Origin of the sequence: Shinella sp. (genome assembly GCF_052438155.1) — a bacterium.
Taxonomy (GTDB): domain Bacteria; phylum Pseudomonadota; class Alphaproteobacteria; order Rhizobiales; family Rhizobiaceae; genus Shinella.
Genome location: NZ_JBQVPI010000008.1, coordinates 147,628 through 164,045, shown reverse-complemented (window position 1 = coordinate 164,045; position 16,418 = coordinate 147,628). Strand labels below are relative to the sequence as shown.

General features: G+C 62.9%; 14 protein-coding genes and 1 pseudogene. 8 read left to right on the top strand and 7 right to left on the bottom strand.

Annotation, left to right across the window (positions count from 1 at the left end):
• Positions 1 to 71 precede the first annotated feature (71 nt).
• Complete coding sequence (locus ACT6VE_RS17085; RefSeq protein ID WP_444799733.1) at positions 72 to 1,058, top strand: GntR family transcriptional regulator; 987 nt, start codon at positions 72 to 74, stop codon at positions 1,056 to 1,058.
• Between the two features lies 1 nt (position 1,059).
• Entirely contained in the window at positions 1,060 to 2,223 is a 1,164-nt protein-coding gene (locus ACT6VE_RS17080) for an ABC transporter substrate-binding protein (RefSeq protein WP_444799732.1), read from the top strand.
• A 232-nt stretch (positions 2,224 to 2,455) separates the two neighbouring features.
• On the opposite strand, the gene ACT6VE_RS17075 is transcribed toward ACT6VE_RS17080, so the two are convergent.
• The 4 genes and pseudogenes from ACT6VE_RS17075 to ACT6VE_RS17060 form a co-directional block, all read right to left on the bottom strand.
• Positions 2,456 to 2,896 carry a hypothetical protein gene (locus tag ACT6VE_RS17075; RefSeq protein ID WP_444799731.1) on the bottom strand — a complete coding sequence of 147 codons (441 nt, stop codon included), beginning with the start codon at positions 2,894 to 2,896 and terminating at the stop codon, positions 2,456 to 2,458.
• Positions 2,866 to 3,777 (bottom strand): annotated as a pseudogene (locus ACT6VE_RS17070) (IS110 family transposase); the annotation flags it as partial. The gene ACT6VE_RS17075 and the pseudogene ACT6VE_RS17070, both read right to left, overlap by 31 nt.
• A 201-nt stretch (positions 3,778 to 3,978) precedes the next feature.
• Positions 3,979 to 4,866, bottom strand: coding sequence for a PfkB family carbohydrate kinase (locus tag ACT6VE_RS17065; protein WP_444799730.1), 888 nt, complete (start codon positions 4,864 to 4,866; stop codon positions 3,979 to 3,981).
• Positions 4,867 to 5,104: 238 nt separating this feature from the next.
• On the bottom strand, positions 5,105 to 6,193 hold the full coding sequence (locus ACT6VE_RS17060; RefSeq protein ID WP_444799729.1) for a LacI family DNA-binding transcriptional regulator: 1,089 nt from the start codon (positions 6,191 to 6,193) through the stop codon (positions 5,105 to 5,107).
• A gap of 260 nt (positions 6,194 to 6,453) precedes the next feature.
• Here ACT6VE_RS17060 and ACT6VE_RS17055 point away from each other — a divergent pair, with 260 nt between their 5' ends.
• From ACT6VE_RS17055 to ACT6VE_RS17045, 3 genes are all read left to right on the top strand, one after another.
• Positions 6,454 to 7,299, top strand: coding sequence for an ABC transporter substrate-binding protein (locus tag ACT6VE_RS17055; RefSeq protein WP_003501639.1), 846 nt, complete (start codon positions 6,454 to 6,456; stop codon positions 7,297 to 7,299).
• A 91-nt stretch (positions 7,300 to 7,390) separates the two neighbouring features.
• Positions 7,391 to 8,311: an amino acid ABC transporter permease gene (locus ACT6VE_RS17050; protein ID WP_035243839.1), complete on the top strand. Its 921-nt coding sequence runs from the start codon at positions 7,391 to 7,393 to the stop codon at positions 8,309 to 8,311.
• Positions 8,308 to 9,096 (top strand): amino acid ABC transporter ATP-binding protein, encoded by a 789-nt coding sequence (locus ACT6VE_RS17045; protein ID WP_444799728.1) that lies wholly within the window; start codon positions 8,308 to 8,310, stop codon positions 9,094 to 9,096. The genes ACT6VE_RS17050 and ACT6VE_RS17045 overlap by 4 nt, the downstream gene beginning before the upstream one ends.
• A 4-nt stretch (positions 9,097 to 9,100) precedes the next feature.
• Here the strand turns inward: ACT6VE_RS17045 and ACT6VE_RS17040 are convergent, their stop codons facing one another.
• From ACT6VE_RS17040 to ACT6VE_RS17030, 3 genes are read right to left on the bottom strand one after another with little or no spacing between them, the layout of a single operon-like run.
• Positions 9,101 to 10,039: an ornithine cyclodeaminase gene (locus ACT6VE_RS17040; protein WP_003501635.1), complete on the bottom strand. Its 939-nt coding sequence runs from the start codon at positions 10,037 to 10,039 to the stop codon at positions 9,101 to 9,103.
• A 10-nt stretch (positions 10,040 to 10,049) separates the two neighbouring features.
• Positions 10,050 to 10,760 carry a GntR family transcriptional regulator gene (locus tag ACT6VE_RS17035; protein WP_003501633.1) on the bottom strand — a complete coding sequence of 237 codons (711 nt, stop codon included), beginning with the start codon at positions 10,758 to 10,760 and terminating at the stop codon, positions 10,050 to 10,052.
• Between the two features lie 18 nt (positions 10,761 to 10,778).
• Positions 10,779 to 11,780: an SIS domain-containing protein gene (locus tag ACT6VE_RS17030; RefSeq protein WP_444799727.1), complete on the bottom strand. Its 1,002-nt coding sequence runs from the start codon at positions 11,778 to 11,780 to the stop codon at positions 10,779 to 10,781.
• A gap of 146 nt (positions 11,781 to 11,926) precedes the next feature.
• Here ACT6VE_RS17030 and ACT6VE_RS17025 point away from each other — a divergent pair, with 146 nt between their 5' ends.
• From ACT6VE_RS17025 to ACT6VE_RS17015, 3 genes are all read left to right on the top strand, one after another.
• On the top strand, positions 11,927 to 13,411 hold the full coding sequence (locus ACT6VE_RS17025; RefSeq protein ID WP_444799726.1) for an FAD-dependent oxidoreductase: 1,485 nt from the start codon (positions 11,927 to 11,929) through the stop codon (positions 13,409 to 13,411).
• A gap of 98 nt (positions 13,412 to 13,509) precedes the next feature.
• Positions 13,510 to 14,349: a sugar phosphate isomerase/epimerase family protein gene (locus ACT6VE_RS17020; RefSeq protein WP_003501627.1), complete on the top strand. Its 840-nt coding sequence runs from the start codon at positions 13,510 to 13,512 to the stop codon at positions 14,347 to 14,349.
• Positions 14,350 to 14,360: 11 nt separating this feature from the next.
• Positions 14,361 to 16,412, top strand: coding sequence for an oxidoreductase (locus ACT6VE_RS17015; RefSeq protein WP_444799725.1), 2,052 nt, complete (start codon positions 14,361 to 14,363; stop codon positions 16,410 to 16,412).
• The last annotated feature ends 6 nt before the right edge of the window (positions 16,413 to 16,418 follow it).

Here is a 16,418-nt window from a genome sequence, read left to right as displayed (position 1 = left end):
ACATCTTTCGATTGTCCGTTCCCTACCCGCTCGAGCTGGGTTAAGTCTGTGCCGGGACCATGAGAGAAGCCATGCGGAACAAGGGATACTACAAGCTCATTCGAACCGTTCTCGCTGAGAACATCCAATCCGGACGTATTCCGCGCGGCACTCGTCTCTATACCGCCGCGGTTGCGGACCGGTTGGCGTTGAGTGGACCACCTGTACGTCGCGCGCTCGACGAGCTCATGGCCGAGGGCGTGCTCGTCCCTCATCCCCAGCATGGCTATGTCGTCGGCCCGGATACCGGCGAGGCCGCGGGCGGGCGCGAAAATCTTCATCTGCTCGATCTGGATCTGTCGCTCCTGGAAAACGGAAGCTCCACGCCGTTCGCGCCGCGGTGGGAGACGATCCTAGAGGAGGTGGAGCACGGCGTGCTGCGTGCAATTCCCTTCGGAACCTTCCAGATATCCGAAGCGGGAATTTGCGATCATTTCGGTGTCAGCCGGACTGTTTCCCGCGACGTGCTGGCTCGCCTTAACGGGCAGGGGTTGATCGAAAAGAACAGGAGCTCGCACTGGATCGTCGGTCCCCTTGCCGCGCGGACGCTGGACGAGACACACGAAATGCGCCGGCTCCTGGAACCTCTGGCGCTGGTCGGCGCGGCGCCAAGGGTGGAAAAGGAAGAGCTCCTCGTCATGCGTGACACGCTCGACGCGCTCCGGGAATGGGACGGACGCTGTACAAACGATGAAATCGCAGCGCTGGAGATCGCGCTGCATCGCGACCTTCTCGGCCGATGCCGCAACCGTCGTCTGATCACGACGATCCTCAGCCTTCAGATATCTCATGTGGTCGATGAGCTGTTCCGATCACATATCGGAATCCAAGACGAGTCCGCCCTGCTGGAAGAACACGCAATGGTCGTGGCCAACCTGCTTGGACGGGACGCGGAGGGCGCGGCACGAGCGCTCGGTCGCCATCTTGACTTCGAGCATCAACGCACGCGGGCACGGCTCAAAGTCCTATCGATCTTCGATGCGCCGAATGATCTTCCCTTTCTAACGCGGATTCACTGAGATGAGCTCTGCCAGTACCTCCCGCCCGTTACGCGTGGTCGCACGGCGTGAATTTCTGCCGAAGACGTGGCGCGAGGAGGCAAAGCGCGCGCTCGGCATCGACATTGAGTTCGAAGTTGTCGACACGCTCGACAGTCTGCGCCGTGTCGTCACCGCGCCGGACAGTTTCGACGTCTATCATCAGTGGCATACCGTCGATTTGATCTGGACTGCCCGCGCCATTCAGCCAATTGACCTAAAAAGGCTCAACTGCGCGGCGGAGCTGCGCGCCCTCGCCAGGCCTCCCCTCGACGCGACCTTGCCGCCGACCATCATACGCAAGCTCTTCCTGCAGCCTGACGGAGAACTCGGACCCACGCCCAGCGACCATATTTCCATGTTGCCGGTCCTTCGTGGCGTGGACTCTTTCGCTTATCTGCCGGGCGCGCGGGAACTGATCGGCGAGGAGGCGCGCGAGAGCTGGGGCTGGCTCCTCGATAGCCGGTTGCGCGGCCGCGTGGCGCTGATGTCGGATCCGGTGCTTGGTATGATCGAGGCGGCGTTGGCGACGGAGGCGGCGCACAACGTTACCTTCGGGGATATCGGCAATCTAACCATCGAAGAAATCGATCTCGTCGCGGACACGATGGTTCAAATGAAGAAACTCGGTCACTTTCGCGGCTTCTGGTCGAATTATGAGGAAGCGGCGCGGCTCATGCAACGCGGCGTTCTCGTACAGAGTATGTTCACCCCCGGCGCCACGCGCCTGCGGCGGGAAAAGGTGGCCGTCACCGTCGCCAATCCCGTGGAAGGCGGACGTGGTTGGCATTCGGACCTCTGTATTTCCGCCTCAACGGAAGGGGCCGCGCTGGACGCAGCCTATGCCTATCTCAACTGGTGGGCGGACGGCTGGCCCGGCGCCTGCCTGTCGCGACAGGGTTACTACGCCTTCCTGCCCGAGCGCGCGCAAAGATATCTTGAGCCTGCCGAGTGGGACTACTGGTACGAAGGCATGCCCGCCTCGACCGATTTGCCTGATCCATTCGGCACGCTCGCCATTCCAACCGGGCACGTGCGCGAGGGTGGTTCCTACTCCGAGCATATGGGCCGGGTGCGGGTCTGGAACACATTCATGGACGAACACACTTACGTGGTTCGCCGCTGGCGCGAGCTGCTGGAAGCGTAGCTGGCGCCACGGACGATGCCACGCTGGTCAATGATCTCGACTGGGACGAAGACGAGCGGCCGGCGGAATGGCGCGGCGTTCGCGGCAGGCCAAAGCCTGCCGGCGGCATCACCGGCTCGCATCTCGCCTCGTAATTCTCGCCTGAAAACCATTGCCATCGATCACCGCCGATTGTTACGACTCCTTGTCATCGCCCACGGACTGATGCCGACGTGCTGAGCGCGGCGAGGGTTTATGCTCTGGACGAACCCAGAGCCACGACGCCGCCACTTGCAATCAACACCGCGCCAAGGAGCATTGAGAGGCTTGGCACCTCGCTCCAGACGAGAATGCCGGCCAGCATGGAGATGGGGATGGCGAAGTAGCGGAAGGGAGCGATCGCTCCGAGCGTCGTCGCTCGCATTGAAAGAACCAGCAACCAATTTCCGAAGGTGACGAAAACGGCTGCGACGAGGAGGATGCCGATGTCGCGCATACCCATCGGATTTACTCCGGAAAAAATCATAAGCGGAGCCGACACCACCGGAACGGCGAGGGTGGTCAGGAGTGCGACGAGGCTCGAAGGAATATCCGCAGCCGTCTTGCGGGTAATAAGATCGCGCGCGCAGAGCAGCAACGTGCTCAGTCCGGCAAGCAGCAGAGCAGCTTCAGTCCACAGGTTTTGAGACTGCATCCTGTCCTGGCAGTGGTTCTTGTTAAAAGGACAGTTGCTGCCTCGTAGAGTAATCCCCGCAGCCGACCGTCACCGCGTCGCGAGATGTGGCCATCATAATCGGTTTCGCCGGACTGATAGCGCCGCGTCGTAAGCCCGAGCCAAGCGCCAACGGAGCGCGAGGTGGGGAAGTTTTCAGGATCTTCGATCGCGGCAATGTACGAGAGGGCCGTGACAGCACCAACGCCTGGAATCGTCATCAGGAGCTTCGCAGCCCGGCTCTGTCTGGAAGCTGCGAGCAACTGATGATCAAGATTGGCTGCACGCTTACGTATGTCGCGCCATGCATCGAGCAGGGGCAGTATCACAGCTGCCAGGCCGCGATTTTCATTCAGCAACTCTCTCACATTGGCATCAAATACCCGACCTTCCCCTTTGGGCACGATAAGACCAAACGTTTTCAGGAGACCACGTATTTGGTTGCTGAGCTGCTTGGAAATGCTTACGAGCTGGCTACGCGCTGCCGCCAGTGTGCGCGTCAGCATGTTGTCGAAGGTCTTTACCCGCACGACTTTGTAAAATCCGGCTTCGGCTAACTGCGCTAGGCCATCCGCATCATTGGCATCAGTCTTGTTGATGGTCTCATTTAGAACCTTTTGCGCATGACGTGCTTCGATGCAAACCGCGGGAATTCCTTCGGCTGTAAGCGCGTGATAGAACCAAGTCGATAGCGGGCCTGTCTCAAAGACAACCAGCTTTGCGTGCGGAGCATGTTTGCGGATGATCTGCGACAGTGCTTTCGGATCAGAAGGGCATTTGCCTCGCCAGATCCGCTTCCTATCTTCTCGGATCGAGACCGCCGTATCTTTCAACGAAACATCAAGCCCGATATATTGGTCCATGGTTGCCTCCCATTTGATGCTGGGCCCGGTTCCAATCGTGAGCCCGTATTTCATCTTACCGGGGGCAACCACCCACGTCAGATATTGCTAAGGCAATGACTTTGGGGGAAACCGTCCGCGATTACCCCATGTTCAAGAGCTTTGGAAAGGGTTCCCGATGATCCCGTTGCCTAACCAACTTGCGAAGGCCGGCACCTGCTCTCAGGCTTCCTGAGGCGCCTCCGCAGGGCGGGTGGTGCGATAGACCTCTTCCAGGCTCATCATGTTTGAAAGGTCGATGCTCATCGGGGCAGCGTGGCCGAAGGCGCCGCGCATCAGGCAGGTTTGCGCGGCGGCTTCTGCGGCTTTTGTCAGGATGAGTTCGGGCTGGAGGCCATCGAGCAGGCCGACGAGGACGTTGGCGATGTAGGTGTCGCCGGCTCCCAGCGTGTCGATGGGGTCGACCTGTTTAGCCGGGACTTCGACGATGCCACTGTCGCCGGCGAGAATAGCGCCTTCGATACCACGGGTGACGAGGCTCCAGCAGGCGCCCGCCATGCGCGCGCGTTCGGCCAGCGCGAACGAATCTTCACGGGACGCGCCGCTGGCGGAGAAGGCGATCAGGAAGCAGTGCGGAGCCACCCGTGCGATGCGGTCAGGATCGTGCACGGTGGCGAGATCGTACGAGATTTTCGTCCCCTCGGCAAAGCGCGGCAGCCAGGCGTCCACATGGCTCGACCGGCCGGTGTGAAGGGCATCGAAATCTGAAAGCCGCGTCAGATCTGTCCTTGTCGGCGCGATGATCGAGACGCCGAGATTGGCGCCCACGAAGACCCGGTCGCCGTCCCGCGTCTCGATCACGCAATAGGCTGTCTGCCCCGGCTCAACCCGCAGCGACGAGACATCCACGCCTTCCTCGGTCAGCGCCCGGCGGATCAGGCGGCCGGCATCGTCATCGCAGACCGCGCCGGCATAGGCGGTTTCGGCGCCGGCGCGGCGTGCTAAGACGGCATGATTGACGCAGTTCCCGCCGGGAAACATCAAGTTCTGGTCGCGGTAGCAGTCGACGACATTGTCGCCGAAGGCGAGAATTCTGGCGGGACGCGGCATCGGGTAAGCTCTCCTGAGAATCAAACTGAGAACGTTCTCAGTTAAGGGATCGAGCTGAAAAAGGCAACCGATTTCGTGCGCCGCGCGCGCCGGATATCAGGAGCGATGATGAAATATGGAGGAAACGGCCAGGCTCGGTGAAGGGTGGCCGTCGGTATTGCCGCGAGAACGGTATGGAAAAACAACAGGCAATAAGTCCTCGCGTTCGGCTTGCGGGGAGGACTGTTCCGCGCGGAAATCAGAGCTGCGCAACCGAGCCGCGTTCGATCAATTCCGCAGGCATCAGCACGGTGCGCGGCGGATAGTCCTCGCCGCGGATGCGCTCCAGCAGCATCCGCGCGGCGGCCTCGCCCATGGCAAGCCGCGGCTGTGCGACGGTGGTGATGCCGGGACGGTGAAAACTCATCCAGTCGAGATCGTCAAAGCAAATGATCGATACATCCTGCGGGATGGAGAGCTTCAACTCGGCGAGCGCCCGCATGGCGCCTTCCGACATGGTGCCGTCCGTGGTGAACAGCGCCGTTGGAGGCTCAGGGCTTGTCATCAGGCGCGTTACGACGGCCTGTGCGGCCAAGGCGGAATAGCTGCCGGCCCGCAGTGTCAGGAACGGATCTACAGGCAGGCCTTCGATCCGGTGCGCGCGGATATAGCCGAGAAGACGCTGCCAGCTCGGATAGAGCGTCTCGCTTTCGATAGGATCGCCGGCGACGGCGCGGGCGAGGAAGGTCTCCAGCCCGCCGCTCTCTTCGTCCGCGAGTTCCGCCACGATGCCGATCCGGCGATGGCCGGCGGCGATCAAATGGCGCACGGCCTGCTCCGACGCGGCTATGTTGTCGGTCGCGACGCGATCGACCATCAGACCGGCAACGGCGCGGTCGATCAGCACGAGTGGAACGCCCATAGCCTTGAGACTATGCAAATGCCGCGCCTTGCGCGTATCACTCGGCGTGACGATCAGCCCGTCCACCTGTTTTTGCGTCAGAAGCTCGACCGAGTGAACCTCCTTGGGCTGCGCCTCATCGCTGTTGGTGATCAACAGGCCTAAGCCGTTCGCTTCCGCGACGTTGGAAATGCCGCGCAAAACAGAGGCGTAGAACGGGTTCTGAATATCGCCGGCGACGACGCCGAGCGTGCGGGTCTTGCCGGTGATGAGGCTACGGGCCAGCGCATTGGGGCGATAGCCGAGGCTTTGGGCCGCCTTGAGAACCTGTTCCTTCTTGTCATCGCTGGTGTAGCCGTAGCCGCCGAGCACGCGTCCTGCAGTCGCCGTGGAAACACCCGCCGCCCGTGCAACCTCTGTGATCGTTGCCTTGCTTTTCGGAGCCACGTGGCCATTCCTCTCACAAACTGATCTGCCGAACTGAGAATCTTTTCATGTCTCGTCGGGAAAAATCGGCAACTCTTTATAGGTGTTAGCAGATCGGCAGGGGTTTTCAACGGCTTTGAGCGCGATGTCTTGATAAGACGGCGCTTGACGGCAGGGCAATCTCCGTGTCTCATATGTGAGAACGTTCTCGTTAATTTTTCAAGGGGAACCAGAGAACGGAAGTCCGAGCCCGCCGGGTTCGCTACAACAAGGAGGTCGTCATGTTTAAATCCATTCTGGCCGGATGTGTGCTGAGCGCCGCGCTGGCGATGCCGGCGCTGGCCGATGTCATTCCCGCGCTGCACGATGCGCTGCCGCAGGAATACAAGGACAACGGCATCAAGGCCGCGGTCTTCAACGATTGGGCGCCGGACGAGTACCAGGATGCCGATGGCCAGCTCAAGGGCTGGAGCGTCGACATCGCCAAGGAGATGGAACAGCGCCTCGGCGTGACCTTCACCTTCGAGGGCACGAGCTTCGACGCCATCATTCCGGGCCTGCAGTCCAAGCGTTTCGATGCCGGCTTCTCGTCCTTCGGTACGACGGCGGAGCGCCTGAAGACGCTCGACTTCGTTTCCCAGCGCCGCATCGGCACCTCCTTTGCCTATCCGAAAGACAGCACGCTCGACATCAAGTCGGCAGAGGATGCCTGCGGGCTGACGATCGCCGTCCTGAACGGCTCCTGGGACATCGGCCTTCTTGAAAAACTGAACGCCAATGAGTGCAAGGACAAGCCGGTCGTCATGCAGACGCATGGCACGCAGGCACAGGCGGAGCTTGCCGTGCGCTCCAACCGGGCGCAGGCGACGGTGGGCGGATCGGTGAAGCTTGCCTATATGGCTAAACAGACCGGCGACCTGAAGGTGTCCGATCTGGTCCTGTCGCCGGTCAATAGCTGCATCGGCGTGCGCAAGGGCGATCCGCTCGGCCAGGTGCTGACGGATGCGATCCAGTCGATGATCGACGACGGCACCTATGAGAAGATCATGGCCAAGTGGGGCCTCAACGACAGCGGCATGCTGAGCAAGGCGCTGCTGATCACGGAAGAGCATCCGGCCGATCTGTGAGGCACCGTTTTGCCGCATGCAAAACCATTCCGGCCCGAAGCCCGCTTCGGGCCGGATCGGACAGGCCCGAAGCGGGCAGCTAGGAATGACGATGTCTGAAGAACCACTTTCGCGCCCCTCCATCCATGATGTGAAGCCCATTGCGGTGCCAAAGGTCGGCCACTGGATCGGCGGCGTGGCGCTTGCGATCCTCGCCGTCGTCTTCCTTCAGGTGCTCGTCACCAACAAGAACATGCAGTGGAGCGTCGTCGCCGAGTATATGTTCAACCCGGCGATCCTTTCCGGTCTCGGCATGACGCTGCTCCTGACGGCGCTCGCCATGGTGCTGGGGCTGGCGATCGGCGTCGTGCTGGCCATCATGCGCCTGTCGGCCAGCAGCGTCTTCCAGTCGGTGAGCTGGGGCTGGATCTGGTTTTTCCGTGGCGTGCCGCCGCTGGTGCAGATGATCTTCTGGTACAATCTGGCGCTTCTCCTGCCGGAGATCTCAATCGGTATTCCGTTCGGCGGGCCGAAGCTCATCTCCTGGAATACCAATGAACTCATCACGCCGTTCAGCGCCGCCATCATGGGCCTGGCCTTCACCGAAAGCGCCTATGCCGCCGAAATGATCCGCGCCGGCATCCAGGCGATCAATACCGGCCAGACGGAGGCCGCCGCGACGCTTGGGCTGACGCGCGGCCAGGCGCTTCGCCGTATCGTGCTGCCGCAGGCGCTGCGCATCGTCATTCCGCCGATCGGCAACGATACGATCTCGATGCTGAAATTCACCTCGCTCGTTTCCGTGCTGGCGCTGCCCGATCTGCTCTATTCCGCGCAGATGGTCTATGCGCGCACCTACCAGACCGTGCCGCTGCTTTTGGTCGCGACCATCTGGTATCTCGTGCTCACCACCATCCTGACGGCCGTGGAACATGCTGTCGAGCATCGATTGAAATCCGACCATCGCGCGGGTGAGAAGAAATCCGGCGGCATGTTCCGCCTGTTCGCGCGCCAACGGGAGGCCCAGGGATGAACGCCGAGATGATGATCGAACCGCTGCTGAAGGTCGAGCGCCTGCGCAAGAGTTTCGGCGCCCATGAGGTGTTGCGCGGCATCGATGTCGCGGTGATGCGCGGCGACGTGACCTGCGTCGTCGGCCCTTCCGGTTCCGGCAAGAGCACGCTGCTGCGCTGCCTGAACTATCTCGAAAAGCCCACGGGCGGCGCCGTCTTCCTCAATGGTGAGCCCGTCGGCGTGCGCTGGAAGGGCGACAAGCTCTATGAGATGAGCTTCAACGAACTGGCCCGCCAGCGCCAGCGCATGGGCATGGTGTTCCAGGGCTTCCATCTGTTTCCGCACAAGACCGTGCTCGAAAATGTCATCGAGGCCCCGGTTCTCGTCAAGCGCGTCCCGCGGGCCGCGGCGGTCGAGGAGGCGATGGTGCTCCTGGAGCGCGTCGGCATGAAGGAGCGGGCGAACTACTATCCAGCCCAGCTCTCCGGCGGCCAGCAGCAGCGTGCGGCGATCGCCCGCTCTCTGGCGATGAAACCGGACGTGATGCTGTTCGACGAGCCGACCTCGGCGCTCGACCCGGAGCTTGTCGGCGAGGTTCTGGCCGTCATGCGGCAGTTGGCCGATGACGGCATGACCATGGTCGTGGTTACCCATGAAATGGGTTTTGCGCGCGATGTGGCCGACCATCTGATCTTCATGGATGGCGGGGTGATCGTGGAAGAAGGCCGGCCGGGGGACGTGCTGACGCGCCCGCAGCATGACCGCACGCGGGCGTTCCTGGCGCGCGTCCTGGCTGACGCGTAAAGCGTCAGCCGAGCGTCTGCGATAAGGCGGATGCGGTGAAAAGGTCGAGATGGGCACCGCCGTTGTTCTTGAACACGGTGATCTGGCCGGCGCCGGTACGGCCTTCTCTTTTTCCCTGCGCGAGTTCGAAAAGATCGGCCTTCACCGCGTCCCAGGTGATGGCGCCGGAGGCGACGGCCTGCGAAAGATCGCCGCCGCCTTTCATGTTGTTGCGGCTGTCGACGAAGATCGTGCCGCGCACAAGGGCTGCATCATCCGCCTCCCGAAGCGTGGGCAGGTAAGCGCCGACAAGATCGAGATGGGTGCCGGGCCGCAGGAGCGCGCCCTTGACCAGTGCTGTATCCGACATTGTCACGCAGGACACGATATCGGCGCGGGCGACGACGCCGTCGAGATCGTCGGTTGCCCTCGCGTCGATACCCGTTGCCCGAAGCTCGGCCGCCACGGCTTCGGCGCGGGCGGACGTGCGGTTCCAAATCGTGACCCTCCGCAACGACGGCCGGGCGGTCAGATGTGCTTCGGCAAAATGCGGCGCGAGAGCGCCGGCCCCGACGATCAGCAGGTCTTCCACATCCTCGCGGGCGAGAATGGCGGAGCCAAGGGCGGAGTCGGCGGCGGTCTTGCGCGCCGTCATGGCCGCGCCGTCGGCGACCAGCAGCGGTCCGCCGGTCTTGCCGTCAAACAGCGCTACCAGTCCCTGAACGGCGGGCTGCGGCGGCTCGAGATTCGCATTCTGCGGAAAGACGCCGACCATTTTCACGACGATCGGGCCGCCGGACGCCCAGCCGGGCAGGGTGACGAACTGTGCGTCGCCGCCGGCGGGATCGGATTGCACCACGACCTCGGAAGCAGGCATGCCGCCGAGATGCGCCTTGCGCAGGGCCTCGATCAGATACGGCCAGGGAAGCGCCGCGTGAACGGCGGCGGCGTCGAAAACATGCATGTCGAACCTTTCAGGTCTTGATCGTGTAGGTGACCAGATGGCTGGGCGTGACGAGCTGCGAAAAGGCGAGCGGTCGGCCCTCGGCATCGGTGACGATCTTTTCGATGCGATAAACGGGCTGGGCGGCGCTGACGGCAAGGATGGAGCGCTCGCCGGCGGTGGCAAGGGCGACATCGATCTGCCGCTCGGCATGAGCCGGCTCGATGCCGGCTTTTTCGCGCAGGGCCGCGAAGAAGGAACCGCCGCCGGCGACCGGCTCGATCACGTCGGGAAAGCGCAGCGCATCGAACCAGAGCGTTTCAAGCGTCATCGGCCGGCCGTTATCCTCCAGCAGCCTGTCGAAGCGGATCAGTGCTTCGGCCTGCAGCCGGGCCCGGATGGCCGGGGCGTCCGGATTGTCGGAACGCGAGAGGATGCGGTGGCCGGCCCTCCGGCCGAGCCCATCCATGGTCTCGGAAAAGCCTGACAGAGAGACCAGGGTCTGGCGTACCTTGCCCGGCATGACGATCGTGCCGCGGCCCTGCTGCCGCTGCAGGCGGCCATCGGCGCAAAGCTCTCCGATGGCGCGCCTGAGGGTGATCCGGCTGACCTCATAACGCGCCATCAACTCCGGTTCCGGAGGCAGGAAGCTGCCCTCGGCGAACTCGCCGGCATCGATGCCGGCGAGGATCGCGCGCCGGACCTGTTCATAGAGCGGCAAGAGATTCGCTTGGTCTTCCATCCGCTCTTCCGGGCTTTCTCAGTAGCTGATCTTTTTCATGTAGCGCCGCGCTTCCAGCATATCGTGCTTGCGCAGGTCGGCGATCTTATAGGCGAAACGCCAGAGCGTGTCGAAGAAGATCAGCGGCACGACATTGCCCCGGAATTGCGGATCGATGCCCGAGAGATCGAGCTTTTCGGCATCGAGAACCAGAATGTTCTCCGCCGAGCCGAAGCGGTGCAGGAATTCGTCGGCGCGCTGTTCGAGCGGTCGCGTGCTGTCGAGGCCCTTCAGCAGGATGAAGGCGCGGTCCTTGTCCAGCACCTCGAAGGGGCCGTGGAAGAATTCGTTGGCGTGGATCGCCTGGCTGTTGATCCACTGCATTTCCATGAGCACGCAGATGGCGAAGGAATAGGCCGCGCCGTAGCTCGCGCCGCTGGCGACGGTATAGATCACGTCCTCCTTGGCAAAGCGTGGCGCGTAGTCCTCAAACATCGGCGCGAAGGTTGCATGCGCCCGATCGATCGCCGGCTGCAGGGCGGCAAGGCTGCCGATCAGCGTCCCGGTCAGGTCTTCGCCGCCGGTCAGCGCCACGAGGCCCATGACGATCTGGTAGATCCGCGAATAATTGCTGTCCCTGGCGTCAATCGGCACGCCGGTCGTGTAGGGCGCCTCGAAGCCGACGACATGATCGACCGCCTTGGCGAGCGGCGAGGCGGGCTCGACCGTCAGGCCGATGGTGGTCGCGCCCTTCGAGCGTGCGAATTCGGCCGCGGCGGTAGTTTCCTTCGTGGTGCCGGTCATCGAGCAGAGAATAACCAGCGAATTCTTGTCGAGTGCACGCGGCGCGCGGGAGACGAACTCGGCGGCGTTATAGACATCCGATGGCAGCGGTGAATGCTGGTCGAGCAGGAACTTTGCCGGATGCATGACCGACAGCGAGCCGCCGCAGGCGACGAAGAACACATGCTTCACCGATTTTGCGTCAAGCGCGGAGAGCCCGGCAACGACGCCGGCATCGAAGGCAGAGGGGAGGGACATGGGCGAACCTTTCTATATGACGTTATAATACGTATTATAGCCTCGGCTTTGTCGTCAAGCGGTCTTGACACCATTGGCAAAATTTTGCGAACGTTCTCACATTCGGAGTAAGAATCTGTCGCTGTGGCGATGGCGGGGAGGTGAGCGTGAGCGGTGTCTACGACACACTCGTAGTCGGCGGAGGCATCATCGCCGCATCGGCAGGGCAGCACTTGGCGGCGGCCGGCTATCGCACGTTGCTGGTCGAGCGCGACGACTATGGTGCGGGGACATCCAGCAGAACCTCGCGCCTGCAGCATTGCGGGCTCGGCTATCTCTCGGCCGCCAGCGGCTCGATCGCCACCTTTCTCGCCCATCCGCGCAGCGCCATCGAGTGTCTCAGCCTGATGCGCCGCGCGATGCAAGGGCGGGCGGAGTTTGTGCGCCTGGCGCCCGAGCGGGTAAAACCCGTCACCTTCATCGTTCCGCTAACTCCGGAAAACGCCATTCCCCGTTGGAAGGCCCGGCTTGCCTTTCGCCTGATGGCAGCCAGCGACGGCGGCCGGGTGCCGCTCGACCTTCGCATTCTGTCTGCCGCGGAAGCGCGGGCGCATCCGGGGCTTCAGGGCATGGCGGGGTTGCAGGATATCGGCGGAGCGATGACTTTCACCGAATACCAGTATCATTGGCCGGAGCGCATCGTTGTCGATACGATCATGAAGGCCCGGGCGATCGGCATGGAGGCGCTGAACCATACGGCGGTGACGGGGCTGGCGCGGGAGGGCGACTTCTGGCGGATTACACTGGAGGCAGCCAAGGGCTCGCGCGACGTTCTCGCGCGCGCCGTCGTCAATTGCGCCGGCGTTTGGGTCGACGAGATCACCGCCATGGCTGGGGCTCCGCATCTGCGCAAGAATACCGGCGAAAAGGGCACGAATATCGTCGTTCGGCTACCAGAAAGCCTGCGCGGCATCGGTTTCGAGACCGTGACTGCGGCCGGCGCGCCCTTCTATTTGATCCCCTTGGGCGAACTTCATTATGTCGGGCCCTGGGATTCTATCTCGGACGGCAGGTCGGAAGGTTTTCGCGCCACGGAGGCCGAGATTGCGGCCATTCTCGATCAGCTCGGCCGCCTGTTCCCGGGCTTCGGGCTAACGCGCGAGGATGTGCTCTATGCCTGGGCGGGCGTGCGGCCGCGTAGCCTCGCCAAGGACGGCAGGGGTTCCGCGCCCGCTGTTCGCGAGCATGACCTCACCGACGAAGGCCTGCCGAATGTCTTCACTTTCACCGGCGGGCTGCTGATGACCCATCGCGACGCCGGGCGGCGGCTGAGGCGCGCCGTTGCCCGCCGGCTGAGGCCGTCCGGCTCGCCACGCCCGCTGGACCTGCCTTTGCCGCCCCACCCGGATTTGCATTGTGTCACCGAAGCCTCGGTCGCCCATGCCGTCCTCAACGAGCAGGCATGCACGCTCTCGGACATCCTTCGCCGCCGCCTCTCCGTCGGCTGGGAGGCGGATCTCGGTCGACGCTTTGCGGAAACGGCTGCCAAACTGGCGGCGCGACATCTGGGCTGGACGCCGGATGAGGCTGCGACGCAGGCCGCCGCCTTCATCGCGGAGACAATGACCGAATTCGGTCTCAGGACGCCTTAGCCCGGCAACAATACACGAATTTGTACGAAATCATGAGAGAACGTTCTCACAATATTTGAGAATTCTTTTATACAGGCGACCATTGGAGGAGTAGAGACATGGCACTGGATGAACGTAATATCAGCGTGATGAATTTCCACTATGTCCGGCATACGATGGATCGGTTTCTGGCCGATGTCTGCGAGGCCGGCGTCTCTCGCATCGAGCTATGGGCCGCCGCGCCGCATTTCTATATCGGTGACAAGACGCTGGCCGATGCGCGGGCGCTGGGACGAAAAGTGCGGGGCATGGGCCTCGATATCGTCGCCTTCACGCCGGAGCAGTGCATCTATCCGATCAACATCTCAGCGAAGGAAGCGGAGCTGCGCGACCGTTCGGTGCGCTATTTCCTGGAATCCATGGAATTCGCCACCGAATGCGGTGCCCCGGCACTTCTGGTGACGGCAGGCGGCGGTTATCGCGACGAGCCGGCGGAACAGGCGCTGGAGCGCTGCGTCGATTCCATGGGCATCCTCTGCGACCGCGCGCAAAAACTCGGCATCGATCTCTGGATGGAATCACTGCCGGATTCCTTTGCCAACATCATCCGCTCGGCCAGGGAAATCCGCAACCTGATGGACACGCTGAACAGCCCCGCGCTGTTCGCGGTCTATGACGTGGCAGGCGCGGTGATGACTCATGAGACGCCTCAGGATTATTTTACCCATCTCGCAGGCCGCGTCGCGCATGTGCATTTCACAGATTCCGATGCCGGTGGCAGTCATCTCGCCTGGGGCGACGGCATCATCGACCTCGACGAACTTACCGCCTATCTGCGCAGCCAGAATTACGAGGGTTCGCTGACGATCGAACTGACCAACTGGAAATACAATGTCGATCCCACCCCGCCCCTGAAACAGTGCATCGAGGCCATGCGCAAGGCCCTCGGTCCGGCTTAGTCGGTGCGGGCATGGAGGAGAAAAATCCAGCCGTTGCGCCAGCAGGAAGGGCCGATCCGCTGCTGCGGCCGTTGCAGGTTGGCCGGCTCACCCTGCGCAACCGGATCATGAGCACCAGCCACGAGACCGCCCTCGACGAGGGCGGCCTTCCGCTCGACGCCTATCAGCGCTATCACGAGGAAAAGGCCAAGGGCGGGCTCGCGCTGACGATGTTCGGCGGCTCGGCGCGCGTTTCCGCCGATACGAGCTGGGGTGGCACGCAGCTCGACGTGTCGAGCGATGCGGTCGTCCCGGTGTTCCGTGCCTTCTCCGAACGCGTCCATCGCCATGGCGCGGCGCTGATGTGCCAGATCTCCCATGTCGGCCGGCGTGCCAACGCCACTGTCGGCGCCTGGCTTCCCGCGCTCGGCCCCTCCCATTCGCGCGAGGACTATAACCGCAGCTTTGCCCATGAAATGGACCGCCACGACATCGCGCGCATCGTGCGCGACTTCGGCCAGTCAGCGCGGCGCGCGCGGGAGGGCGGGCTTGACGGCATCGAGACGATGACCGGCGGCCATTTGATTGGGCAATTCCTGTCGCCGATGGTCAATCGCCGCACGGATGAGTTCGGCGGCTCCTTGGAAAACCGCATGCGCTTCCTGCGCATGGTCCACGAGGAGATCCGCCGGGAGGTCGGAAGCGATTATCCGGTGGGCATCCGCTACACGATCGATGAGGACCACAAGGACGGCTTGAGCTTCGCCGAGGCGGTTACGGTTGCCAACAGGCTGGAGCGGGAAGGGCTGGTCGATTTCTTCAACTGTATTTTCGGCCGGTTCGACACGCGTCTCAACCTGCTCGTCTACAACATTCCCGACATGACGGCCGCCTCCGCGCCGTGGCTGCATCAGGTCGGATCGTTCAAGGCGCAGACGGATCTTCCGGTCTTCCACGCCGCGAAGATTGCCGATGTCGCGACGGCGCGTTACGCGGTCGAAGCAGCGCTGGTCGATATGGTCGGCATGACGCGGGCGCACATGGCCGACCCCCAGATCGTCAACAAGCTGCGAGCAGGCCGGGAACAGGAAATCCGCCCCTGCGTGGGCGCTTCGCACTGTCTCTATCGCCCGGTGCATTGCATCCACAATCCGGCGACAGGTCGTGACACCTGGCTGCCGCAGGTGATCGAGCGCTCGCCGCAGGCGGGACGAAAGGCAGTCGTCGTCGGGGGCGGACCGGCGGGGCTGGAGGCGGCGCGGGTGCTTGCTGCGCGGGGACACCGGGTTGTACTGCTGGAGGCGGCCGATCGGCTTGGCGGGCAGCTGGTGCTGGCCGCGAGAACCAGGCTTCGTCGCGCCCTGATCGGCATCGTCGACTGGCGCGCCGCCGAACTGGAGCGGCTCGGCGTCGACGTTCGGCTGAATGTGTACGCGGAGGCGGCCGAGGTTCTTGCCGAACAACCCGACTTGGTTTTCGTCGCCACCGGCGGCATTCCGGATTTTGGTCCGGTCGCAGGCAGCGACCTTTGCCTCAGTGTCTCCGATGCGCTCGGCAATCCAATGCAGATCGCTGACGAGGTGCTGATCTACGACGCGACCGGACGCCATCCCGCACCCTCGGCTGCCGCGGAAATTGCCTCCGCGGGAAAGAGGGTGACATTCGTTGCCCGCGACCCCTCCGTCGCGCCGGAAATGGAGCACCATTCGAGCATCACCTATCGCAAGGCGCTCGCCGAACGGGATGTTCGGGTGCTGCTAGAATACGAATTGGTGTCGGTGAGCGTGCGGGAGGGGCGACGCGAGGTGGTGTTGCGCCACCTGCTGACTGGCCGGGAAATGCTCGAGACCCACGCACAGGTCATTGTCGAGCATGGCACCGTGCCGGTGAACGACCTTTTCGCGGAACTGCGCCCGCTCTCGGCAAATGATGGCGCCACGTCGGTCGAAAGCCTGCTGGGCGCCGCGCCTTTGCGCGCGCGGCCGCCCGCCGGCTTCGAGTTGCATCGGCTCGGCGACGCCGTCAGCAGCCGGTCGGTGCATGCCGCCATGTTGGATGCCCTGCGGCTCGCGGTACAGTTCTGAGGATGT